This window comes from Vibrio sp. 2017_1457_13 (assembly GCF_030851525.1).
GTDB lineage: Bacteria > Pseudomonadota > Gammaproteobacteria > Enterobacterales > Vibrionaceae > Vibrio > Vibrio metschnikovii.
Map to the genome: position 1 here is coordinate 150433 of NZ_VHTA01000001.1, position 24091 is coordinate 174523.

The window sequence follows — 24091 nt, forward strand, 5'->3', positions numbered from 1 at the left end:
TGAGCTTATTCGCTCAGTGCCCAATCAATGGCATTGGCAAGCAATGTGGCGCCATAGGTGGTCATGATCGACTCAGGATGAAACTGAAAACCACAAATTTTGTCTTGTTCATGGACAACAGACATCACCAAACCATCAACTTTTGCTGTAATAGTTAAACAGTCAGGGACTTGTGTGGCGACCAGTGAGTGATAACGCGCAATCGCCATCGGTGAGGGCAACTGGGCATAAATCGCGTGATGCTGATGTTCCATCATTGACACTTTGCCATGTACGATGTCTCCGGCTCCAGCAACGGTGCCGCCATAGGCTTCAACGATGGCCTGATGACCAAGGCATATGCCGATGATCGGCACTTTACCTTTTAAGCGTTGTAGTAGCTCGGGCATACAACCCGCGGCAGATGGCGCACCCGGTCCTGGTGATAAGACCAGCAAAGGATTATCTAGTTGCGTGATGGCGTGTTCAATGGTTTGCGCGGTAATGTGGTTACGATAAATGGTCACTTGATGACCTAAGGTGCGAAATTGATCGACCAAATTGTAGGTAAAGGAGTCAAAGTTATCGACAAACAAAATATTCGCCATGAGGTTACTCCTGATGCGCGGATTGAATCGCCGCGATCACGGCTTGGGCTTTACCGCGTGTTTCATCGGCTTCGGATTGCGGATCAGAGTCATAAACAACACCAGCGCCCGCTTGTACTTGTGCGATGCCATTTTCCACATACGCTGAACGGATCACGATGCAGGTATCTAAATCACCATCCCCTGTTAAATAGCCCACCGCACCGCCATAGCTACCACGTCTGGTTTTTTCTACTTCACGAATAATTTGCATGGCGCGGATCTTCGGTGCTCCCGTTAACGTGCCCATGTTCATACAAGCTTGGTAAGCGTGTAGGGCATCGAGATCGCCCCGCAACTGACCAACAACGCGAGAGACCAAATGCATCACATGGCTATAACGGTCAACTTTGAGTAAATCAGCCACATGGCGGCTACCGGCTTGCGCAATTCGCGCCACATCATTTCTTGCCAGGTCAACCAGCATCATGTGTTCGGCGTTTTCTTTTTTATCACCGCGCAATTCAAGCTCAATACGACTGTCTAAATCATGATCAAGGGATCCATCAGCGCGTTTACCGCGGCGGCGGGTACCGGCGATCGGATAAATCTCGACTTGATTGCTGTCGGTTGAGTATTTCAAGGCGCTTTCTGGCGAAGCCCCAAACAGAGTGAAACGGGTATCCTGCATATAAAACATGTATGGGCTTGGGTTGCTGTCTTTGAGTTTTTTATACGCAGCCAATGGAGACGGGCAAGGCAGCATAAAACGGCGAGAGGGGACAACTTGGAAAATATCGCCTTTCACGACCAAGGTTTTTAGGTGCTTGACCGTCTCACAGAATACCGGATCAGAAAGATTGGTGGTCACGCTGAGATCAGCGACTTTTTGTGCTGTAGGCAGTGGCTTTGACTCTGCACTAAGAGTGGTAATGGTTTGTAAGCGAGCGGCTAACACTTGGCGTTGCTCTTGATTGGCGCTAAACAGCGTCGCTTGTAGGCGGCAGTGTGCGTTTTTATGGTCAATGACCATTAAAGTTTCAGCGACATAAAACACATAATCTGGACACTGGTCGATGGCCTCTGCATTGCCTAAAGGTTCAAAATTAGCCACTAGGTCATAAGCAAATAAACCGCCGAGAAAAATCGCATACTTATCTTGGTTGCTTAGATCAAAGCTGTGCTGCACTAAACGCAGCGCATCAAATGAACTGGCTTCTTGCAAGCGTGAATCTTCATCTAGCTGATCACTGAGTGGAGCGAAGTTGAGGGTTAATGTATCATGATCGAGCTGGTGGCTAATATCGGTAGCAATATTATGTTTAAGTAACTCAACCAACTGCTGGCCATTATCGGTGAGGGCGTGAAAAGTGACGCGATGACCGACGCAAGTAATGCGCACCGCGGCATCAATCAGCAACAGGCTTTTGACATCTTTTTTTGATTCAATATCCGCGGATTCCAGTAATAAACAGTCGGTTTTATCGGCACACAAGGCATGGAAGACACGCGTCGGATCCGGTGTATAAGGTAGCGTTGTGTGAAGAACCTCAAGCTGCCCTTGTTGTTTGATATCAATAGCTTTGTTCATAAAGCTTCCTTGATGAATGGTTTTCTTGCTACTTTGCATACTCGCATAATCCTGTGTTTGACCCAATCGTCTTGTGATGTATTTCTAAGCTGTTATCCCTTTTTATTGAAAGTGGTCACTCCAAGTCGTTTAGGGAGAATAAAAGTCAGCGATCTGAGTCAATAAAAAAGCCCGCTCAGTATCCGCGGGCTTTTGGTTGCGTATTCGATTTAGAAATACACCGTTGCCCACCAAGAACTTGTCCAAGTGCGCCACCAAGTGAGTTCAGCAGAAGCTGCACTAAAATTGTGATTATGGTTTTGGTTAAATTCTTGTAACATAGGAAGCCTTAATACGGTGCTTTTGTATTTGCGTACTAGTTAACTAGTTCGAGAGCAGAAAGTCAAGCCTAAATAACAGGCAATAGATATGAAAATAGATCTCCACAGTCATACGACTGCTTCAGACGGTCGATTTAGCCCTGAGCAATTGATCGATCGCGCGTTAGAATTTAATCTCGATGTATTGGCGATTACCGATCACGATACCATTGATGGTTTAGCTCCAGCCCGAGCCTATATTGAAGCTGGTCAGCATCCGATTACGTTAATCAACGGTATTGAGATTTCCACGGTATGGCAGAATAAAGATATTCATATTGTTGGGTTAAATATTGATCCCGATAATATCGCTCTCACTCAATTAATTGCAGAGCAAAAACAGCACCGCGTGGGGCGTGCTGAGCTGATCGCTGAGCGGTTAGCGAAAGTGACGAGAGAAGGGGTATTGGAAGACGTTAAGCGGATCGCTGGTGATGCACCTATCACTCGTGCTCATTTTGCCAAATGGCTGGTTGACCAAGGCTACGTCAAATCCATGCAACAAGTGTTTAAAAAATACTTAACCCGTAATAATCCCGGCTACGTGCCACCCAACTGGTGCAGTATGAGTGAGGCTATCAGTGCGATTCATGCCGCTGGGGGACAGGCGGTTTTAGCCCATCCAGGGCGATATGACTTGACGGCGAAATGGCTTAAGCGCTTAATTAGCGCATTTGTTGAAGCGGGAGGTGATGCTATGGAAGTGGCACAGCCTCAGCAAGCACCGCAAGAAAAGCGCACCCTTGGTGATTACGCAATACATTTTAATTTACTCGCTTCGCAAGGCAGCGACTTTCATTATCCCTCTCCTTGGATGGAGCTTGGGCGAAATCTTTGGTTGCCAGCAGGCGTTGAAGCGGTTTGGAAAGAGTGGCAGCACCTGCCAAACCAGAGAGTCGTGAGACTCAATGAAGAGGAATAATCATGAGCCAATTTTTTTATGTTCATCCTGAAAACCCACAAGCACGTTTAATTAACCAAGCGGTTGCGATTATTCGTAATGGCGGTGTTGTCGTCTACCCAACGGATTCTGGCTATGCGTTGGGTTGTCAATTAGAAAATAAACAGGCTTTAGAGCGGATTTGTCAAATTCGTCGTTTGGATGATAAACATAATTTCACATTATTATGTCGCGACTTATCGGAGTTATCTTTGTATGCACGAGTCGATAATACCGCGTTTCGTTTGCTCAAAAATAACACACCGGGCCCCTATACCTTTATTTTCAAGGGTACTAAAGAAGTCCCTCGTCGTTTAATGAATGTGAAACGCAAAACCATCGGTATCCGCGTACCAGATAATAAAATTGCTCTCGATTTATTAGAGGCGTTAGGTGAGCCATTAATGTCCACTTCGTTGATTCTTCCTGGCAAAGAAACTACGGAATCGGATCCGGAAGAGATTCGCGATCGCTTAGAGCATCTCGTTGATGTGATTCTCAATGGTGGGTATTTAGGGGAACAACCCACCACGGTGATTGATTTCAGTGAAGATGAAATGGTTGTTGCACGTTTAGGTGCAGGAGACCCAACCCCATTTCAATGATCGCATCAGTCACAAAACGGATGCTTTTTGTTGGATTATTTGCAATAATATTCGACCGCGATTTTAAGATCGCATATTGTCATTCGACGTCTGAGAAGACGACATCATAGGTAGATAAATGAGCGAAAAGTTACAAAAAGTTTTAGCACGTGCTGGTCATGGTTCTCGTCGAGAGCTTGAAGCTCTGATCCGAGCTGGACGTGTAAGTGTTAATGGCAAGGTAGCTATACTCGGTGAGCGTCTAGAAGATGAAACCGCCGTAGTACGTATTGATGGGCATGCCGTTTCTGCTAAAGCGCCAGAAGAAGTGATCTGTCGTGTGCTGGCTTATTATAAGCCGGAAGGTGAGCTGTGTACTCGTCACGATCCTGAAGGTCGTCGCACCGTCTTTGACCGTTTGCCGAAAATTCGCGGGTCACGTTGGATTTCAGTTGGACGTCTTGATGCCAATACTTCCGGTTTACTATTGTTCACTACCGATGGTGAGCTGGCTAATCGTTTGATGCACCCAAGTCGTCAAGTAGAACGTGAATATTTAGTTCGAGTTTTTGGCGAAATTAACGAAGAAAAAATTCGCAACTTAGTGCGCGGTGTGCAGCTTGAAGACGGCATGGCTCGTTTTGAAGATGTTATGTATGCGGGTGGTGAAGGTATGAATCATACCTTCTATGTGGTGATTAATGAAGGGCGTAATCGCGAAGTTCGCCGTTTGTGGGAGTCACAAGGCACCACAGTAAGTCGTTTGAAGCGCGTGCGTTATGGCGATATTTTCTTAGATAAGAAATTACCGCGTGGGGGATGGGTAGAGCTCGATCTTAAACAAGTTAACTACTTGCGTGATCTCGTTGAACTACGCCCAGAAAAAGAAACCATGCTGGATGAATCGAAAGATAATACATCGCGCAAACGTGAACGTTCACGTAGTCAGAAGATCCGTCGTGCTGTGAAGCGTCATGAAGAGCGAATCACGACCACCACCGCTAAACCGAAAAGCCGAGTGACTAACGGGACAACGACTGGTGGTTCGACAGGCAATACACCTACACGTGCTCGTCGCAAACCTGGTTCAAGTACTCGTAATAGTGCACAAGAGCAGAGCTCCCGTCAGGGTACCCGCGCTCCGAGCGGTAAAGCTAAAGCGCCACGTCGCCAAGGCTAAGCGCATTTTTTGTTATTGAATAGGTTTATCCATAACAAAAGTAGCACTTGACCTTTGGTTAATGATTGAAAAATCCCGAGCAATGCTCGGGATTTTTATTTGTTCATCAATAAGATTACTGTACCGATGGGGCTGAACGTTGATGATAGTCAACCGTGATACCGCTATCGTTAATATCGATGACAAACTGAGTAATCACATTACTCGTTGAACCATGCATTAACTCTTCAGGTAACTCTTCGCCACTGAACTCTGCGGCTAATCGCATGGCTTCCATAAAACGTGGCATATTAACATCAAACTGAAACAGACCTTTAGCCGTTAATGGTTGTTTTAAGATAGCTTCTGCGGAGGTTGCTGATTGGGCACCAGAATAAAGAGCAAGGTGTTTATCATTAAGCCGAGCAAATAGTGGCGTTTGCATCCCTGTTTCAGCTCTCACCAGTGTCGAGAGATCAATCGGCTCTCCATTGGCTTCAAGTGTCAATTGCGCTAATTCTGGCACGAACATCTGAGCGCTGAGCAAGAGGTTTTCTGGTTGATTAGCTGAAAGAGTGAAGAGAAAATCGAGTTTATCCCATTGTGGTCCAAAAGGATGCTCTGTATCCAAGGTCAGGTCATTCAGCGCAAAATGCATACCTTTGACACTGCTTAGCATACTTGCCCCTAGACTGAGCATTGTCGCCGGGTTTTCATCGCCTAAACTTTGTTGAAAATCTGCCAACAAACCACAAGAGTAGCTTGGTTGACGTAAGTCATTCCAAATGCTACCAACAGAAGTGGCTAATTTTGAAACATCTAAACCCAGACCGATAGAAAAAATGCGCTCTGTGGGATCGGTCACTTCAGGTAAAAAGCCACGTATGGCTTTGAGTGCATTAATGATCACTTGGTTATGGCTTTCAATGACCAATTTACCCTTGATCGCCGCTTGTCCATTATGCATGCTATATTCAGCAAGCCCAACGGTGCGTGGCCAGTTACGGGCAATGGCTGCTAACTCTGTTTGACAATTGGGGTGACGAATTTCATCAAGAAATGGTTCAGAGGTCTGTTGTTGTAATACCTCCAGCTGACGAGCAATACGGTTACTGGCTGGTTGGGTGAGACCTTGGATAATGGCTTGATGATCTAAGTAAGCATAGTTGCTGTATTGTTGACCATATTTGGTTTTCAGCTCGCTAAAACGATCGCTTTGCGCAAAAGAGAGTTGTGGTTTTTCAATGCCTAAAGCTAATTTAAGCGGGTTTTCTTCACCAAGCATTGGCAGATCAAGCGTAAAGGTCGCGACTTGATTACCTACCGCAATGATCAGACCAATATCTTCATCCTCTTCTTCAGTGAGTCGATAACGGCGATAAGTGACTTCACCGAATTGGCCAGTTTGGTAGGTTGCCCCTGTTTCTTGTTCAACTTGCGAGATGGTTCGCCAAAAAGCGTCGCTGTTTTCGAGCTGAAGCTTATACACAGGAACTAAGCCTAAGGTATACATCACTGGCTTAATGTTATCCGGTGCACCGAGGTAGGTTTTCAGAGTCTGTTTATCAACAGCACTTTGTAAATAACCATCAAGATATTGAATAATAAAGGCTTGCTCTGCGGTGAGCTCTCTATCATCAAGATAGTCGTACAAACTCTCTTGAGCATAACCGAAGGCATGTAGATATTGATAATGATCGTAGTCTTCGGTAGCGAAAGAGACAAAAGCCGATTCTGCTGGGATCAGAGTCAGTAAAGGATCGATGTCACTATCGGTTTTTGGATCAAGATGGTAAAAATAGCCACCCGCCGCTGCCGTGGCAGCAATGGCAGCGGCAAGAATCAGTTTTTTCACGGTCAACTCCGTTGTGTCCCTACGATGAATCGTCAATAAACCGAGATTAAAGAGGGCATAGTGATGATTGAAATAAGTCGCCCTACGTTATGTAGGGCGAGTATAAAAACCATATCATATAGTAATGACTATGCTATTCAATACGTTGTTTATTGATTGCTTATAAAGTTTGTTGCAGTTGAAAGTATCGTCCTTGTTGAGCGAGTAGTTGGTCATGATGACCTTGCTCGACGATTTCCCCTTGATCAATCAGGCAAATCGTATCCATCGACTCTAGAGCAACCAAACGGTGAGTGATAAACACCACCGTCTTATCGACAAAATGGGTTTGTAGTAAGGCCATAATTTGTTGCTCAGTTTGCTTATCTAAACCTTCGGTAGGCTCATCAAGCAGCAAAATTTTTCCGTTATGGAGCAGTGCTCTTGCGATACCAATCCGGCGTTTTTCACCTCCGGAAAGTTGACGTCCACCATCGCCAAGCCAAGTATCTAATCCTGGGCCATCCAACAATTTCTCTAGCCCGACTTGATGAAGTAATGGTTCTAATTCACGGTCGGTTACATCAGGCTTAGCCATCAGAAGATTATCACGCAAACTGCCATTTAGAATATCAACCCGTTGACTGACGACACTGATTGCGCGGCGTAAATCGCTCTCTTGCCACTCTTGCAAACGAGTTCCACCAATAGAAATGCAACCTTGTGATGGATCCCAATAACGACACAGCAATTGAATGAGTGTTGATTTCCCCGATCCGGTTTGACCCACAATGGCAACTTTTTTACCAGCAGGAATCGTGAGATCAACCTTATCAACAACGGTTTTTGTACTGTCAGGGTAAGCGAAACTAACCTGATTAAACTCGATATCCAATTGCTCAGCATGTTGAGTGGGTGACAGGGGGAAAACCACGTCGGGCTCACTAAGAATGATTTCATTTAAGCGACGAGCGGAGGTTAAGGTTTGTCCTAAATACTGAAATGCACCGGCAATCGGCATTAATAATTCAAAGCTAGCCATGGTCGCAAAGGCCATTAAGGCAATCATCGGATCGGGTGCTTGACCATTGACGCCATCTGCCGCTAACCAAAGCATGAGTAGCAATGCCCAGCCGTTAGCGAGAAGCAAGAGGGCTTGTGCAAGGCCAGTATAATGGGTATTGACCTTTTGATTGTATAGGAGCTTATCTTGGGCAATAAAAATCGCATTGCGGTAGCGCTGCTCAGCATTAAAAATAACCAGTTCACTATAACCTTGCAGCCAGTCTAGCGTTGCAATACGCATCTGCGCTTTATGTTCCGTTAACGCTTGACCATTACGTTTACCTAGCAGGTAAAACAAAGGCGGCCAGACGAGCAGTAACGTCAGTAAGATAGCCCCTAACGTTAACCCCAAACTCATATCAAACCAACAGAGTAGGGCGGTTAATGCGCCAATCCCAAAAATACCCACGGTTACTGGGTTAATGAGTCTTAGATAGACATGATCCATCGCATTGATATCAGCGACTAAGCGATTGAGCAAATCCGCATCACGCAGATTATTGATTCGTCCGGGAATCAAGGGTGCTAATTTAGTAAAAAAGAATACTCGCAGATCGGTCAGCAGTTTGAAGGTGGCATTATGGCTAACCACTCGCTCACCCCAGCGGCCTGCTGTACGCTGCATAGCAAAGCCGCGGACAAAAGCCCCAGGTAGCATATAATTAAACGTTTCTCGGGCAATGGTTAAGCCTGCTACCGCTGCAGCCGATAAAAACCATCCTGACAGTGTTAATAAACCGATTGAGGCACAAACCGTAAAAAAGGCCAGTAACATACCCAGTGATAAGCCAAACCAATGTTTTTTATACAGCTTGAGATAAGGCAATAATTCACGCATCTAAATTCCCCTTATCGGCTTCTTTTCTAGTTTGGTTTGCACTAAGCATGCGAGAAAAGAGTCCTGGTTGCTGACTAAGTTGATGAAAATTACCTTGTTGAACGATCTGTCCCTCTTGCATCACTAAGATTTGATCGACGGAACGTAAAGGTTCAAGTTGATGAGTCACAAATAGCGCCGTTTTATCACTAATTTGTTGTGTTAAGCTGCGCATAACCAGTTGCTCACTTTGTGCGTCTAAGCTGGCAGTTGGCTCATCCAAGAGCCAAAATTTGCCGTTCTGTAACATCGCTCTCGCCAGTGCTAGGCGTTGAGCCTGACCGACGGATAAGCCACCAGAGCGATCACTGATTGGGTAATCTAATCCATGTGAGTGAACAAATTCGCTAGCAAAAGCCTCATCTAATACTTTTTGTAGCTGTTTATCGTCGATACTTTCTTTACCTAAAGTGACATTGTCACGAATGGTTCCGTGGACTAAAAGCGGGTTTTGTCCAATCCAACTGATTAACGCTCGCCAAGAAGCATGGTCGATTTGACTTAATTCCGTACCATTAATGGTTAAACTGCCTTGATAAGGCATAAAACCAAGCAGGGCATTGACTAGGCTGGTTTTGCCTGCGCCACTTGGTCCGACTAACGCCGTGGTTTGACCATGGGTTAATTGAAAAGAGATCGGACCAACGAGCGTTTTTCCTTCTAGGCTTAACACGGATAAATCTTTGGCAATAATCTCGATAGAAGGGGCATTGGCCATAGAGTGATGGCCTGATTGGACTTGTTCAACATCGATACTTAAGAAATCCACCATACTTTCAGCGGCAGCAATCGCTTGTTGTTTGGCATGATAAAAGGTGCCTAAATCACGTAAAGGCTGATAAAACTCTGGGGCGAGGATCAAAATAAATAATCCTGCAAATAAGGTCACGCCAGTACCGTAATATCCAAAATTGAGTTCACCGATAAAGCTAAAACCAAAGTATACCGCGGTGATGGCAATCGATACCGAGGCAAAGAACTCTAATACTGCGGAGGATAAGAAAGCAATGCGTAAGATATCCATGGTTCGTTTACGAAACACTTCCGAAGCCCCTAGCATTTGATCGGTTTCTGCTTGGGTTCGATCAAATAAACGGATCGTCGTCATGGCCTGTAAACGATCATAAAAATGACCGGATAAACGTTGCAGCGCTTTAAAGTTTTTCTTGCCTGCATCAGCGGCTTTCATGCCCACTAAAGCCATAAATAGCGGAATAAGCGGAGCGGTGATCAAGAAAATTAATCCTGCCGCCCAGTTGACCGGGAATACCACCACTAAAATGATAAAAGGGATCAATACTGCCAGCGCCATTTGTGGTAAATAACGAGCAAAAAAGTCATGCATTTCTTCGACTTGTTCAAGCGTTAAGGTTGCCCATGCTCCGGCAGGTTTACCTTTAATGTAGGCTGGTCCTAAATCACGAAGTTTATTAAAAATCAGTTGCCGAATGTAGGTTCTGATCTCTTGACCAGCACGAAATCCAGCCATTTCTCTCGCCCACGAACAGCCAGCGCGCAGTGCAATGGTCATGGCCAATAAACCGAAATGCGTGACTAAGGCTTGTTTATCTACCTGCTCGATGATTAGCTGGTGAAGAATACTGGCGATCAAGGCGGCTTGCCCGAGCAAGAGCAAGCTCGAAATAACGCCTAACCCAATAGCAAGCATTAACCAACGTTTGGCAAGTTTGCTTTGCTGTTTGAGCCAAAGATTGAGGCTGCGTTGCTTTTTCTTATCCATTTTAAAGGCTTATTGATCATTATTATGAAAGGTAAGTCGGCTAGTATACAAAAGAAAACCCAACGGATATACCGCTGGGTTAGTCAGTTGTCACACAGGAGGCACAATCGATGGTTTTTTATTTGTTATTGAGGCTATCAAGGTAGCGCTCAGCATCGAGTGCGGCCATACAACCTGTACCAGCAGAAGTGATGGCTTGACGGTAATTATGATCCATCACATCTCCCGCAGCGAAAACTCCAGCTACGCTCGTTTGAGTGGCATTACCTTCTAAGCCAGATTGAACCCAAATATAGCCATCTTTCATATCAAGTTGACCTTGGAAGATGTCGGTATTGGGTTGATGACCGATAGCAATGAAAACTCCCATGACATCGAGTTGTTCGGTTTGATCAGATTGTGTGTCTTTTAAACGAACGCCGGTCACGCCCATCTCATCGCCAAGCACTTCATCTAACGTGCGGTTGGTATGTAGAACAATATTACCGTTGTTGACTTTATCCATTAAACGGTCAATAAGAATTTTCTCTGAGCGAAAGGTATCTCTGCGATGAATTAAGTGAACTTCAGAGGCGATATTGGCAAGATACAAGGCTTCTTCGACAGCGGTGTTACCGCCACCGACCACCGCGACTTTTTGGTTACGATAAAAGAATCCATCGCATGTTGCACAAGCAGAAACCCCTCGGCCTTTAAACGCTTCTTCAGAAGGTAGGCCTAAGTATTTTGCGGAAGCACCGGTTGAAATAATCAACGCATCGCAAGTGTACTCTTGGCTATCACCTTTCAAGCGGAAAGGGCGCGTTGAAAAATCGACCTGATTAATATGGTCAAATACAATTTCAGTTTCAAAGCGCTCTGCGTGTTGCTTCATCCGCTCCATTAAATTGGGTCCGGTTAATCCTTCTGGATCGCCTGGCCAGTTTTCCACTTCCGTGGTGGTCGTAAGCTGACCACCTTGTTGCATCCCAGTGACTAACACTGGATTTAGGTTCGCACGCGCTGCGTAAACGGCAGCGGTGTAGCCAGCTGGGCCTGAGCCTAAAATAAGTAGTTTACAATGCTTTACATCGCTCATGATGACTCCGCTGTGAGTTCTAAAAAGTTAATCGATTGTAAGGAATAATGTTCGGGATGAAAAGCCATATATCCCCTTGCTACTTGAAGCCGTGGTGTGAGCTGCCTCCACCACTGGCCACATCAAGTTATTAGAGGTTCGCTAGGGGATGACTAATGAATCGGGTTGATGACCGAGTTTTTTCCATTGGCGATACAACATAAAACCCACCAGTAAGGATAAACAGATATTGGACAGCGGAACCGCGAGCCATACGCCATTTAAACCAAAGAAATGGGGCAAAACCAACAAAAAAGGAATCTGAATCATCATATTACTCATGGTAATAAACGTCGCTTTATTGCCTAATCCTAAGGATTGAAACCACGTTGCGGTTAAAATAAGAAAACCGTCTAAAAACATGGCACATAAAAACAACCGCATTGCCCATGTGGTGGTGGAGAGCAGTGCTTCATCGCCTTGAGCAATAAAAAATTGTGCAAAGAAACTGGGTGACCATTGAATCGCCAGAACCAGGAAAATACCACTGCCTAGGGTAAATGCGCTGGCGATTTTAAACGTTGCTTTGACGCGTTGTTTAAGATTCGCACCGTAGTAAAAACTGGTCAGAGGCTGCATCCCTCCTGCAGTGCCTTCGGCCATCAGATAGTAAAAAGTCAGTAAATAACCAGCAATACTATAAGCAGCAACATGGATGGCTTGACCATGTTTGAGCAGCAGCATGTTGTGCAGCACAATAGAAAAACTGATATATAGGTACATCAGCATACTCGACAAGCCGGTTTTTAGAATGTCGAACACGGCTTTGCTTTGCCAGTGAAAAGCTTGTTTTGAGATAGGTAGTTGGCTGCGACGGCTCAGTAAATAGTTTAAACAGATGGCGACGGAGATCAGCTCCCCCAGTAGAGTAGCAATCGCTGCCCCTTGCAATCCAAAACGGAAATAACCAATAAATAGGGCGTCCAAGGCAATATTACTGATCGCACCAATTCCCATCGCGAGTGTTGCTAAACGTGGTGCTCCGGCGTTACGTACTAACAGTGGTAAGGCAATACTGCCGAGAACAATCGGAGCGCCAGCCATCATCCAATACAGATAATCTGCTCCTTGTAAGTAAGCTCCATCTGTTGCACCTTGAAAATGCAAAAACATTGGACTTAGAAAGTGCAGTGCAATGCCTAGCGGCAAGCCGACAGCGACCAGTAATAGTAGGCCGTGGATCAAATAATTAATTGCAGACGAGGTTTCACCTGCGCCCATTTTTAACGACGTATGAGCCCCTGCACCCATGCCAATCATCATACCAAAGGCGAGTAATACGCCGACAAATGGCCACGCTAAGCTAATTGCGGCTAATCCATCGGCACCGATAAAGTGGCCAACAAAAATACCATCGACAATTTGATAGGTACCACTGACCATCAATGCGGCAATCGATGGCAAGGTGTAGTGCCAAAACGCTTTACCGACAGAAGTGCGCTGTAAATTTATCATGTTGTTTCTCAATTAATAAGGACGAGAGGTGAGCTGAGGCGGCTCCATGCCCCCAAGATCTAAATCACGACAAGCTTTCATTAACAACTGTTCTAATTGTCTCAACTCATCGCTGGTTAATGTCTGTTGAAAGTGCACAATGGCGGAGTGATACACCTCTGCTTCATATTCTTGCATGGCCAACATTTTTTCACTCGGCAATAGGCGCTGTGCTCGCGCATCCTCCAGGCAAGGTTCACGAATGATATAACCTTGTTTTTGCAGCTTATTGACCATGGCACTCGCTGAAGCTTTGCTCACCTTCATCTGGTCAGCCAATTCGGTTAAACGAATGCCCTGTTCCGCATAGGCAAGTAAGGTATAGATATACTGCAATTCACTATTGGTTAACTCTAAATGACCATTATGTTTTGCTTGTTCACGCCAATGATGCCATAAGTGCCACTCTAAGCGCTGTAGGCTATGCCTTAAGTCCATAATTTACTCTTGCGTTTATCTTTTTAGTTAGTCTAACTAATGATTTCCGTGGTAACAAGAAAATCATTATTCAATCCATGGAACGACAGGCCAGTCGAATGGAATGAATGGTTAGATTACGCTTTAGTATTCTAAGACAGTTTTTATGTATAACCATTTGTTTTAATTTAATTTTTATTTTTCTTGGTGTGTGAGTCTGAAATTTGGGCTATGCAATGTTAGTTTTTGGTTTATTAGTCTAATTTTAATGCATTAATTGGCTTTTTATTTCTTATTGTTGCTGTCTCTTAGGGTTTATTGTCTGCTTGGCTTGAATAAAGCGTATTTCTGCGTATTCTTTATGTGAATATAATGTTAACTAAAAGTATCTGACATGTGTTTTCATTAAGGAGTCAATAATGTTATCTGCACATGAAACAACCCTACAAATAACTCATTTAAGTCCAGAGGCCACGCGCCAATTAGCGCCATCGTTTGCCACGCTGCCCCATACCGAACATGCGGATGGTAAATACCGCTTGCGTCGTTATTCCGTGATTCAGTATCGAGATGGTCAAGTGGTTTCCCTTGGAAAAAATGAGTTTGTGCAAAGTGAAGACATTAACCATTTTCAAGGGGATATTATTCGTCAGTTTGAGCCGATTCTTGCCGAGACACTCAATAGTGAGGGAATGCGTGAGGTGTGCGAGTTATTTATGCAGGCTAATGAGTTACCTAATGGGCAAGAGATAGAGATTCATCAAATTCGAGTCACGGCGATTTATGATGAAACTCAAGTCGCTCCAGAAGGCGTTCATCAAGATGGGTTTGATCATATCGCCTTAGTCAGTATTGACCGTCATAATATCGTTGGTGGTGACATAATGCTTTACAACGACTGCCATGAAGCGCCATTTTTCCGTAAGGTGCTTGATAATGGCGAGGTGGCGATACTCGCAGACAGTAAGTTATGGCACAACGCGAGTCCCATTCGCTCGGTGGATCATACTCAAGAAGGGCACATGGATGTTTTTGTTCTAACCGCTAAGGATGGTCGCCATGAGTTTCACTCCTGAGCAAGCACGGGTGCAGTTTTCTGCTTTAGCCCAGACTCACCATGATCGGCCAGTGTATTTCTTTGATGGGCCCGGTGGTTCTCAGGTTCCTCGCTCAGTGCTACAAGCGATGACGGATTATCTGGGTCACTTTAATTCTAATCTTGGTGGTCACTTTTTTTCGAGCCAACGGACAACGGATCTCATGTTACAAGCAAGAGAATCGGCTCAAGCGCTACTCAATGCTGAATCGTCGGGTAACATTGTCTTCGGTGCGAATATGACCTCCTTGACGTTTCAACTCAGTCGCAGCATCAGTCGAGAGTGGCAAACGGGTGATGAAGTGGTTGTTACGGCCTTGGATCATTATTCTAATGTATCGAGCTGGGAACAGGCCGCACAAGATAAAGGGGCGCTTGTTCATCAAGCAAGGATCAATCCTGAAAACGGTACGCTGGATATTGATCATCTTTTAAGCCTAATTAATGCTCAAACAACTTTGGTCGCGTTGACTTATGCGTCTAATACGACGGGTTCAATCGTCGATGTCAAAAGGGTTATCGAGGCAGCTCACGCGGTAGGGGCTCAAGTGTTCATTGATGCTGTGCATTATGCGCCGCACCATTTAATTGATGTCCAAGATTTGGAGTGTGATTTCTTAGTCTGTTCGGCGTATAAATTTTTCGGGCCCCACATCGGTATTGCCTATATCCACTCTCAATGGCTACACAGTTTGCAACCTTATAAAGTGGAACCCGCAACCAATATTGGTCCCGGCCGATTTGAAACGGGAACCCAGAGTTTTGAAAGCTTAGCAGGCTTAGTGGCTGCGATTGATTATTTGGCTCAATGGGGAGAAAGCGGTGCGCCTTTACGTCAACGTTTGGCGCAGAGTTTTGCACAATTTAATCAACATGAGCAGCAGCTGAGTGGTTATTTTCTGCGTAAATTACAACAATTACCGCAAGCTCAACTGTATGGTCGATGGGAAGCGGACAGCGATAAGCGTACACCGACGTTCGCGATTCGTATCGCTGTTCATTCACCAGAATGGATAGCCAAGACGTTAGGTGAACAAAATATTTGTGTCTGGAATGGCCATTTTTATGCGCTAGGTTTGATTCGTCAACTAGGGTTAGAAGCGAAAGGTGGAGTGGTGCGAATTGGTTTAATGCACTACAACACCGTTGAAGAAATCGATCAGCTTTTTAACGTATTGGCGCCATTGGTTAAGCCGGTATCGCTCGTCGAGTAACGCCGCCAGTCGCCATCGGGCAAACTTGTTTGCTCGATGGCTCTCTGGATTATTTCCGATATTATTCGTTGTAACTCACTTCTACTTCGTAAGCGGTGTATTTGCGAATATTGATCACGCCGCTATCAAAAATCAGATATTGACCTTTAATACCTTGTAACACACCACTAACTAATGGCTGTTTATCAAAATTATGGGAAGTGATTTTAATCGGATGTTGTTCAACCGGATAACTGATCTCGGTACCGCTCTCATTCAACTCAATTACCGCATCATCTCCAAATTGTTGTTTTAATTCGGTAATTTTTTCTGCTAATAATGGTGTTAACTTTGCAGCGTGTTCGGCTAAGGGCAGAGGTTCACCATCCCCTTTCAGTAGCGTTCGCCAATTGGTTTTATCAGCGATGTGTTTAGCCAGTTCGACTTCGAGTAAGCCTGAAATATGTCGAGTTTTGACTTTGTACAGCGGTAATCCTTGAGTGGCTCCTTGATCTATCCAGCGCGTCGGAATTTGATTATGGCGAGTGATGCCGACTTTTAAGCTCGAGGTGTTGGAGAGATAAACGTAATGATCGACCATGCAGTGATTTTGTGCCCATTCAGGTTCACGGCAGGTGCCTTGTTCAAAATGGCAGGTCTCTGGTTTCATGATGCACATATCGCAACTAGCAAGTTTCTTCATGCATACAAAACAATGACCTTGAGAGTAACTTTTTTTGGTCTTTTTGCCGCATGAATGGCAAAAAATATTACCCGTATGGTGAAGCGTCAGTGTTTTACCAATCAATGGATTAAGGTCGATCAAATGCTCGCCAACGGGAAGTTGGTAATGAACCGTTTGATGATGTTGAGCGCGCATTTTTTGTAATACGCCGCGAATAGTTAAAGACATGACATCGCTCTTTTTTGTAGTGTTATCCCTTACTGACCGAAACTTACGTTGCTTATGACCTAGTTAATCAACAGATTATTGAGATCCGTAAGCCAGAGCATAGGTTATTATCGGCGTGTTTTCGGTCGTTTGGGTTTAGAATTATGTGATTACTTTTGAGTCCAATCAGACTCATCGACAGTGTTCTCGCTTAGTGTACCATTATCACGAGATTCAGACAGGATAGGTTCTTTGGGACCTAAGAACCTTGGTTGCGTATCGAGGAAGTAAAGATCTAAAACCGCTTTGCTTCTTGCGAAGACTTCACGTAAACGTACTTTGTATCCTAGATGATTTTTAGGACCGGGAACGGCTAGACAAGTAGCGTTAATCTCGTGATGTTGAGCGATAAAGAGCGCACGCTCGCAATGAAAACGTTGAGTGACGATCAAGAAATCATCGGTATCAAAAATGCGTTTCGCTCGGACAATCGAATCTAAAGTACGAAAGCCAGCGTAGTCGAGATAGATCTGCTCATCGGGCACGCCCGCTTTGAGTAAATCGCGTTTCATCGTCCAAGGTTCGTTATAAGAACGATGAGCATTATCGCCGCTCAGAAGAAAATAATCGGTTTTATTGAGTTGATAAAGCTCAATCGCCGCTTCAATACGGTGTAGATAATAATCGTTTAAGGTGCGCCCAAGGTACTTACTGGTTCCTAGCACCACCGCGACATCAAATTTGGGTAATTTATTGATATCACTAATAATATGCGGTTGAGTTTGCCAGCTTACCCAGCGGTCGATAGAAAAAATGACGGCTACGGCTATCAGGAAAAGCAGCATCAGCAAGGCTACGCCGCGGAGAAACCAACGTAAAAGCGTTTTCAGTCGGCCAATCATTAAATTTGTCGGTTTTTTTGTGCCCATAAACCTATCACAATAAAACTGATCATGATGATACTAAACATCATGCCTCGCTCTAAGTTGGCCAGTGTGCGAGTTAGGTAAGGGCTGGCTTTGACAATCAGTAAGCCATAACCAAACGCATTGACGATAATAAAGACTAAAGTGCGGATAATAAAATGCTGGTTATGCATCAGGCGACGCAGTAACGCATTCACCTCTCCGCCTAGCATTACCAACCAGCAGGCGATTAGCGCCATCGAGATTTCAGCAAGATAGGGGGCCAGATACTGACCGGCTGGGGCAAAAAAACTCATCATATCGGTGCTCTAGTGATTAAAGCCTTGGAGCTGCTAACGTTGCACGACAAAACAGTGCAAAAATTAACAGCTCCTATTAACGCTTTGTTCAACGGGACGAATTAAAAAGCAGTACGCTTGTAACGACGATAAGCAGGTTGCCAGAAATGCTGTTCAATGGCAACGTCCAAAGCTTCATCCGTAATTTCTAACGCAACACCTTGTTCTATCGCTTTTTTAGCAACAGCGAAGGCGATTTTCTTCGAGACAGAATGAATCGATTCTAATGGTGGTAGAAGCGGACCGTGACCATTAATCGCTAGTGGTGAGCAGAGTGATAAGGCTCGGCTCGATTCCATTAACATTTCATCGGTCACTCGTTTTGCGCCCACGGCGAGTACGCCTAAGCCAATCCCGGGGAAGATATAGCTGTTATTACACTGGGCAATCGCGTACGTCTTACCATCATGGATGACGGGAGCAAACGGACTTCCTGTTGCGACTAACGCTTCACCATTTGTCCAATGAATAATGTCAGCAGGTGTCGCTTCAACTCGACTGGTTGGATTAGACAAAGGGAAAATAATTGGTCGAGGGCAATGCGCATGCATCTCTTTGATCACTTCCTCACTGAACAGACCCGGAGCGCCTGAAACACCCACCAACACGGTTGGTTTGGCATGACGCACTACATCGACCAATGAGTAACCATTACCTTCAGAAGTCCAATCTTGTGTATTGTCTTTTTTCTGCACCAGACGCTGTTGGAAATCAAGCAGATTCGGCATCCCTTCTTCTAATAGACCCCAGCGATCGACCATATAGACTTGTGAACGAGCTTGAGCATCGGAGATCCCTTCGGAGACCATCTGGGCAATAATCGCTTCAGCAATGCCACAGCCAGCAGAGCCTGCACCTAAGAAGGTGATCCGCTGTTGTGATAATTGGCTACCTGCCGCTTTACAAGCCGCCAGTAGTGAGCCAACGGTGACCGCCGCTGTACCTTGAATGTCATCATTAAAGCAGCAAATGCGATTTTTGTAGCGTTCCAACAGTGGCATGGCATTTTTTTGCGCAAAATCTTCAAATTGAATTAACGCATCTGGCCAACGATGTTGTACCGCTTGGATAAAATCTTCGACAAAGTTATCGTATTCGGCTCCGGTGATCCGAGGATGACGCCAGCCCATGTACATTGGGTCTGCTAAGCGTTGCGGGTTATTGGTACCGACATCCAATACGATAGGTAAGGTATAGGCCGGACTGATTCCGCCACAAGCCGTGTAAAGTGATAATTTACCGATTGGAATGCCCATCCCTCCAATCCCTTGGTCGCCAAGGCCGAGAATACGTTCACCATCAGTCACCACAATCACTTTAACGTTATGGTTTGCGGCGTTATTAAGCAGATCGTCGATACGATCTCGGTTAGCGTAGGAGATAAATAGCCCACGACCACGACGGTAAATATTAGAGAAATTCTCACACGCAGCGCCAACCGTCGGGGTGTAAATGATCGGCATCATTTCAGAGATATGGTTTTGTACTAAACGATAGAAGAGAGTCTCGTTGGTGTCTTGAATATTACGTAGGTAAATATGCTTATCCATATCACTTTCAAAGCTGCAATATTGTTGGTAAGCACGGACCACTTGTTCTTGAATCGTTTCTGTCGATTCCGGAAGTAAGCCTTCCAAGTTAAAAGATGCACGCTCTTCGGCGCTAAAGGCACTACCTTTGTTCAATAAAGGGGTGCTAAGTAGCGCAGGGCCAGCATAAGGAATATAAAGCGGACGTTTATCGTTATTCATTTGGTGCCTATGTAGGGTAGGTGGGAACAGATGGTTAAAAATGATAGCGGCTTATCCGCTAAGTTGTAAATAGATAAGCCTTTCCGTTTAAGTGATTATTTTCATTATAGACTTAATTAAAGGTTAAATCGGTCACTCTCGCGTACTTTTTGATGGATAACCTTCTGTTGACGAGAAGAGTACCAATCAGAAACATAGTCGGTATATAGTGTTACAAGTTTGATTTTTTATATTCCAGTTAGAAGAGAATACTTCCCATAAAAGATTGTTTTTACATATCGTATTGCTATATAAGTGTTCCTGCATAATAGTAAGCCCGCTAGGATAGATTTTTACATTGAGGTAAACATGCAACAATCACAACGAGTTTCTGTCGTGTTTGATTATGCGAGCTTTTTAGGAGCATCGTGTACCAAGCGATGGAATTTTTCTGATGTATTAGCCTCCTTTGCTCCGATTTTCGGTACCGTCTGGCAAGATACCGTTAAACAGAGTAAAACCCATGAAGAGCGACTATGGGATTTGGCCTTAAGCACGTTATCTAGCCGTCGAAGTGACGAAGCCAATCTCATCGCATTGCTCAAACTGGCTAAAGCCGAAGGGATAGAAGAGCTAACACTGATCATGCCTTATGGATTAGAGCCTGCGCAGGTTCTGTTGATCGAGCAAAGCGCCGAGGTTAAATTACAGCCCGCTCAGGGGGATGAGTTTTTGGTGATCGTTAACCCCGCTTTGCCCGTGAGTTAGCGCTTTGATTATCATCCGCACCCATCGATCAGATGATGAGTGCGGGTAAAAAACAGCGTTAGACAATCAAATCGTATTGATCACGCAATATAGCGATGATCTCTTGTTTAGGATGGCTACTCAGTTTGATAGGGTGGCCGACAATTTTTTCTGCAATGCCTAAATAGGTGCGCGAAATGTCCATCAGTGCTTCTACCGGAAGCGCATTATTTTGTGCCAATGCTTCGCGCTCTGTCATCCGTTCTTTATTGAGTAAAATATCTGGGTCAGGGAAGTAACCAAGCAAGAATTGGCGGAAGCCTTCTTTTGAATTTTCGACGATTTGGCCTTTTTGATAATATTCGGTGTCCCAAATGCGCGAAGAGTCGGGCGTACCAACTTCATCCATATAAATCAGTTTTTCTTGTCCATTGGCATCGGTAACATAACCAAACTCAAATTTGGTATCAACAAACTGTTGCCCGATGGCTTTTAATGCTTCACTAATCACGCTAAAACCCTGTTTAAGCAGCGTTTCGTAATGATCAATATCAGCAGGATGAGTAAAGTTAAATGCAGCGAAATTCTGTTCGATATCGTGTCGAGTGATATTCACATCATCGGCTTCAGGAATACCAGGGATCCCAGTTAAAATCCCTTTGGTTGATGGCGTGATCAGTAGCTCAGGGAGTAGGCTATCTTTTTCCAATCCATCAGGCAGAGCAATACCACAAAATTCGCGTTCACCTTTAGCGTAAGCACGCCACATCGATCCAGTGATGTATTGGCGGCAGATCGCTTCGATTTTAATCGGTTTGGCTTTTTGGACTATCCACACTAAAGGGTGAGGAATGTCGACGATGTGACTATCGGCTAACCCTTGTTGTTTGAAAAGGCTAAACCAATGGTTAGAAATAGCATTGAGCGCCGCGCCTTTACCGGGAACGCCTTTTAATCCACCTTCTGCATGCCAAATACAATCAAAAGCAGAGATACGATCGCTGATCACCATAATTGCCAGTGGTGCATCTTTGGCAATCGGATAACCTTTTTCTTGGATCAATCGCTGACTGTCTTGTTCGGTAAGCCAGTAAACCGAGCGGACTTTACCGCTATGTACAGGCAAGTGGGTACGAATGGGGAGGTCGTCATTGACGGCAAGAACTTGATCAGCAAGACTCATGAAACATTCCTATCTGGATTAAACAGCGTTGACAAGAAAGACCCTCTGGTTTGTAAACCGACCATTGGGTCTTGTTTATGGCACGCATCATACCAGAACTATTTTCTGTCGCCATATAAAAAGCAAACGTTTGCCTTGGTGGGTTATTGATGGATTCAGTCTCTGCTCGGGGTACCGTCGTTAATGAAAGACCGGCGAGTTTTTGTTCAGGAAAAAAACTTCACATTGGTGCTGTTTCGCCATGTGTTGTAAACGGCGTTGATTTGCTTTATCGATACCTGCCGAAGCAACAATAGCACTGGCATTGCCTGATTGAATCGCTTTGAGCACAATGTCTATTTCAGAACCTGAACGTGAAGCCTTCATATGAATAATTTTATGGCACTGGATCCGGTGTATGCTTAATTGTTGATAGTGAGGACGCGGGCATTGTGCCGTATAGAGAATCCATTGGTGTTGCTCGGATAGCTGAGCTAATCGAGACAACATAGGATAATTGAGCAGTGGTACGCTGTGGTGATTGACTGTGCAAGTCTCGTAAATCGTGTCTGAATAATGGAAGGTAGTGTTAAGCATAATACTGTCCTCATATACATGCTGTATGTATATACAGTAGTTGAGGCGTGGATGATGATCAAGTGGTAAATGTGTTCGTTTTTGGTTCATTTCTGACATTTAGTCGTCATTTTTATCCTAGATGATTGATAAATAAGCGGTTGTTTTTTGAACGAGAGAGTAGATGAAAGATGTGAATTTGTGATCAAATTTACAGTTTGTTGAGATGAGAGATGAAAAGGGAATTTATTTAACAATAAAGCGCCTTGGCGGCGCTTCTATCGAGGTTAGGATGCTTGGTGCATTTGTCGTTCACGGGAGGCGAGTTCATCAAGATTGAATAATCTGACGTCCATTCTTGCCAGATCATGGCAATTTGGACAAGAATAATGCGCTTTACCGTCAATATATTCATGCTTAGTTAATTGGTTTGACAGTTTGCACCAATCGCACACTCCGATCACAGTAAACATTACTTCTCCCCACCTTATTCTGTTTGGTGTTTAATCTGTGCAGATTATCGCACATGCTCAGTAATTAAGTTAAGTATCTGTTACTGGCTTTGCGATGCTAATCGTTTGCTTTCTAATTTATTTAGAAGAGGTTGCGATATGTTTATTATAATTATTAACGCTTAGTTAACCTTTGGTTGATGATTTTCATCGCGCCGTTGAGACGTTTCATCTCTTCTTCGTTGCCTTGCAGATCGGGATGATAGATTTTACTCAGTTGTTTATAGCGTTGTTTGATGATTTTTTCATCGGGTAATCGATGAGGGTGAAAACCGAGTAGGGCGCAGGCCAAAGAAAAAGTCTGGTCGTGTTGGTGATGTGCCTGTTGGTGTTGTTGTTTTTTAAACTCTTGATAGAGCTTATCAAGTTGACGTTTTTGTTGTTTTATAATCGCCGCTTGCTGTTGGATCTGCTCTTTTTGTTCCATATTTAATTGCTCGGCTTGATGCTGTTGTTTGTTTTTGATTGAACGATACAGAGACAAGATGCCCATAATTAACAATAGGCCAATTAAAACGAACAAAAAATCGCTCATCAACGACATCGTATGATCTTGAGTTTGGCGTTCTTGTAACGCCTTATCTTCGTCCTCGTTCCTTAAACCGTCCTGTTGCGCTTGTATTTCGAGATTTTGTAAGGCAATTAATTGATTGGCTCGACGTTGATTAAAACGTTGTTGTAATAGTTCACTGTAGCGTTGTTCACCTAGCGGATGGCGATCCGCAATACTGTGATACCAAATTTCTGCCATGAGCAATGATTGAGGGAGATATTCTCCTTGTTGATATAAACGTCCCATTGCTAAGGCTGCCTCAACATCACCTAAGGTGGCTGATTTGGTATACCAAAGTAGAGCTTGGGTTACATCAGTAGACGTACCTAGACCCTGTAAATAAGCATTGGCTAGTGGTGTCATTGCGGGTTGATAGCCGCGCTCTGCCGCTTGTAAAAACCAGTAATAGGCTTGGTCTGATTGCTGCGCTTGTTGATAGCTCACTGCTAATTGAAATTGTGCTTCCGGATTACCTAAGCGAGCTTGTTGGCGAACTTGATCGGTTTGCGCGGCAATAGGCCATGAACACACCAAGGTGAAAAACAGCAGTAACCAGGGTGATAAAACGTGCATGCTCAGCGTGTCCTAATGAGTTGATGGTTGTGATCACCGTATCGGTGCT

23 protein-coding genes and 1 other annotated feature are annotated in these 24091 nt (G+C 44.5%); of the genes, 6 read left to right on the plus strand and 17 right to left on the minus strand.

Annotation, left to right across the window (positions count from 1 at the left end):
- Window positions 1-5 precede the first annotated feature (5 nt).
- From FKN88_RS00675 to FKN88_RS00685, 3 genes are all read right to left on the minus strand, one after another.
- Entirely contained in the window at window positions 6-587 is a 582-nt protein-coding gene (locus tag FKN88_RS00675; RefSeq protein WP_154168438.1) for an aminodeoxychorismate/anthranilate synthase component II, read from the minus strand.
- A 4-nt stretch (window positions 588-591) separates the two neighbouring features.
- On the minus strand, window positions 592-2157 hold the full coding sequence (locus FKN88_RS00680; RefSeq protein WP_306687066.1) for an anthranilate synthase component 1: 1566 nt from the start codon (window positions 2155-2157) through the stop codon (window positions 592-594).
- 161 nt (window positions 2158-2318) lie between these two features.
- Window positions 2319-2420: a sequence feature (Trp leader region), on the minus strand.
- Entirely contained in the window at window positions 2367-2477 is a 111-nt protein-coding gene (locus FKN88_RS00685; protein WP_083797757.1) for a Trp operon leader peptide, read from the minus strand. It overlaps the preceding feature by 54 nt.
- Before the next feature lie 88 nt (window positions 2478-2565).
- On the opposite strand from FKN88_RS00685, the gene FKN88_RS00690 reads away from it, so the two are divergent.
- The 3 genes from FKN88_RS00690 to rluB all read left to right on the plus strand — a co-directional run bounded on the left by FKN88_RS00690 (window position 2566) and on the right by rluB (window position 5220).
- A complete protein-coding gene (locus tag FKN88_RS00690; RefSeq protein ID WP_158143989.1) occupies window positions 2566-3438 on the plus strand; it encodes a PHP domain-containing protein in 873 nt (290 codons plus the stop codon).
- Between the two features lie 2 nt (window positions 3439-3440).
- Window positions 3441-4061: an L-threonylcarbamoyladenylate synthase gene (locus FKN88_RS00695; RefSeq protein ID WP_004395461.1), complete on the plus strand. Its 621-nt coding sequence runs from the start codon at window positions 3441-3443 to the stop codon at window positions 4059-4061.
- Between the two features lie 118 nt (window positions 4062-4179).
- The gene (gene rluB, locus FKN88_RS00700) at window positions 4180-5220 is read left to right on the plus strand and encodes a 23S rRNA pseudouridine(2605) synthase RluB (RefSeq protein WP_186463071.1); all 1041 of its coding nucleotides are present in this window, start codon (window positions 4180-4182) and stop codon (window positions 5218-5220) included.
- A gap of 115 nt (window positions 5221-5335) precedes the next feature.
- Here the strand turns inward: rluB and FKN88_RS00705 are convergent, their stop codons facing one another.
- The 6 genes from FKN88_RS00705 to FKN88_RS00730 all read right to left on the minus strand — a co-directional run bounded on the left by FKN88_RS00705 (window position 5336) and on the right by FKN88_RS00730 (window position 13765).
- Entirely contained in the window at window positions 5336-7054 is a 1719-nt protein-coding gene (locus FKN88_RS00705; RefSeq protein WP_306687067.1) for a hypothetical protein, read from the minus strand.
- Between the two features lie 160 nt (window positions 7055-7214).
- On the minus strand, window positions 7215-8936 hold the full coding sequence (cydC, locus tag FKN88_RS00710; protein WP_004395458.1) for a cysteine/glutathione ABC transporter ATP-binding protein/permease CydC: 1722 nt from the start codon (window positions 8934-8936) through the stop codon (window positions 7215-7217).
- Window positions 8929-10716, minus strand: a complete 1788-nt coding sequence (cydD, locus tag FKN88_RS00715) for a cysteine/glutathione ABC transporter permease/ATP-binding protein CydD (protein ID WP_154168430.1) — start codon at window positions 10714-10716, stop codon at window positions 8929-8931. The genes cydC and cydD overlap by 8 nt, the downstream gene beginning before the upstream one ends.
- Before the next feature lie 118 nt (window positions 10717-10834).
- Window positions 10835-11794: a thioredoxin-disulfide reductase gene (trxB, locus tag FKN88_RS00720; RefSeq protein WP_158138323.1), complete on the minus strand. Its 960-nt coding sequence runs from the start codon at window positions 11792-11794 to the stop codon at window positions 10835-10837.
- Window positions 11795-11935: 141 nt separating this feature from the next.
- Window positions 11936-13288: an MATE family efflux transporter gene (locus FKN88_RS00725; RefSeq protein ID WP_004395455.1), complete on the minus strand. Its 1353-nt coding sequence runs from the start codon at window positions 13286-13288 to the stop codon at window positions 11936-11938.
- Window positions 13289-13300: 12 nt separating this feature from the next.
- The gene (locus FKN88_RS00730; protein WP_004395454.1) at window positions 13301-13765 is read right to left on the minus strand and encodes a MarR family winged helix-turn-helix transcriptional regulator; all 465 of its coding nucleotides are present in this window, start codon (window positions 13763-13765) and stop codon (window positions 13301-13303) included.
- Window positions 13766-14163: 398 nt separating this feature from the next.
- Here FKN88_RS00730 and FKN88_RS00735 point away from each other — a divergent pair, with 398 nt between their 5' ends.
- Together FKN88_RS00735 and FKN88_RS00740 are read left to right on the plus strand one after the other, a co-directional pair.
- Window positions 14164-14820 carry a 2OG-Fe dioxygenase family protein gene (locus FKN88_RS00735; protein WP_186459779.1) on the plus strand — a complete coding sequence of 219 codons (657 nt, stop codon included), beginning with the start codon at window positions 14164-14166 and terminating at the stop codon, window positions 14818-14820.
- Entirely contained in the window at window positions 14795-16054 is a 1260-nt protein-coding gene (locus FKN88_RS00740; protein WP_373567165.1) for a cysteine desulfurase-like protein, read from the plus strand. Before FKN88_RS00735 ends, FKN88_RS00740 begins: the two co-directional genes overlap by 26 nt.
- A gap of 61 nt (window positions 16055-16115) precedes the next feature.
- Here the strand turns inward: FKN88_RS00740 and FKN88_RS00745 are convergent, their stop codons facing one another.
- The 4 genes from FKN88_RS00745 to FKN88_RS00760 all read right to left on the minus strand — a co-directional run bounded on the left by FKN88_RS00745 (window position 16116) and on the right by FKN88_RS00760 (window position 19940).
- The gene (locus FKN88_RS00745) at window positions 16116-16946 is read right to left on the minus strand and encodes a DUF2797 domain-containing protein (protein ID WP_154168422.1); all 831 of its coding nucleotides are present in this window, start codon (window positions 16944-16946) and stop codon (window positions 16116-16118) included.
- A gap of 149 nt (window positions 16947-17095) precedes the next feature.
- Window positions 17096-17854, minus strand: coding sequence for a vancomycin high temperature exclusion protein (locus tag FKN88_RS00750; RefSeq protein WP_199244796.1), 759 nt, complete (start codon window positions 17852-17854; stop codon window positions 17096-17098).
- Window positions 17827-18150, minus strand: coding sequence for a DUF3392 domain-containing protein (locus tag FKN88_RS00755; RefSeq protein WP_306687069.1), 324 nt, complete (start codon window positions 18148-18150; stop codon window positions 17827-17829). Before FKN88_RS00755 ends, FKN88_RS00750 begins: the two co-directional genes overlap by 28 nt.
- A gap of 101 nt (window positions 18151-18251) precedes the next feature.
- Window positions 18252-19940 carry an NAD-dependent malic enzyme gene (locus FKN88_RS00760; protein ID WP_004395448.1) on the minus strand — a complete coding sequence of 563 codons (1689 nt, stop codon included), beginning with the start codon at window positions 19938-19940 and terminating at the stop codon, window positions 18252-18254.
- A 348-nt stretch (window positions 19941-20288) separates the two neighbouring features.
- Between FKN88_RS00760 and FKN88_RS00765 the strand changes: the two genes are divergently transcribed.
- Entirely contained in the window at window positions 20289-20687 is a 399-nt protein-coding gene (locus FKN88_RS00765; RefSeq protein WP_154168420.1) for a transporter, read from the plus strand.
- A gap of 58 nt (window positions 20688-20745) precedes the next feature.
- Here FKN88_RS00765 and FKN88_RS00770 read toward each other — a convergent pair whose 3' ends face one another.
- The 4 genes from FKN88_RS00770 to FKN88_RS00785 all read right to left on the minus strand — a co-directional run bounded on the left by FKN88_RS00770 (window position 20746) and on the right by FKN88_RS00785 (window position 24042).
- On the minus strand, window positions 20746-21849 hold the full coding sequence (locus FKN88_RS00770; protein WP_170906695.1) for a phosphoribosylaminoimidazolesuccinocarboxamide synthase: 1104 nt from the start codon (window positions 21847-21849) through the stop codon (window positions 20746-20748).
- A 180-nt stretch (window positions 21850-22029) separates the two neighbouring features.
- A complete protein-coding gene (locus FKN88_RS00775) occupies window positions 22030-22425 on the minus strand; it encodes a SulA-like leucine-rich domain-containing protein (RefSeq protein ID WP_158138332.1) in 396 nt (131 codons plus the stop codon).
- Between the two features lie 266 nt (window positions 22426-22691).
- On the minus strand, window positions 22692-22877 hold the full coding sequence (locus tag FKN88_RS00780) for a hypothetical protein (RefSeq protein WP_083797756.1): 186 nt from the start codon (window positions 22875-22877) through the stop codon (window positions 22692-22694).
- A gap of 154 nt (window positions 22878-23031) precedes the next feature.
- The gene (locus FKN88_RS00785) at window positions 23032-24042 is read right to left on the minus strand and encodes a J domain-containing protein (RefSeq protein WP_306687070.1); all 1011 of its coding nucleotides are present in this window, start codon (window positions 24040-24042) and stop codon (window positions 23032-23034) included.
- Between the last annotated feature and the right edge of the window lie 49 nt (window positions 24043-24091).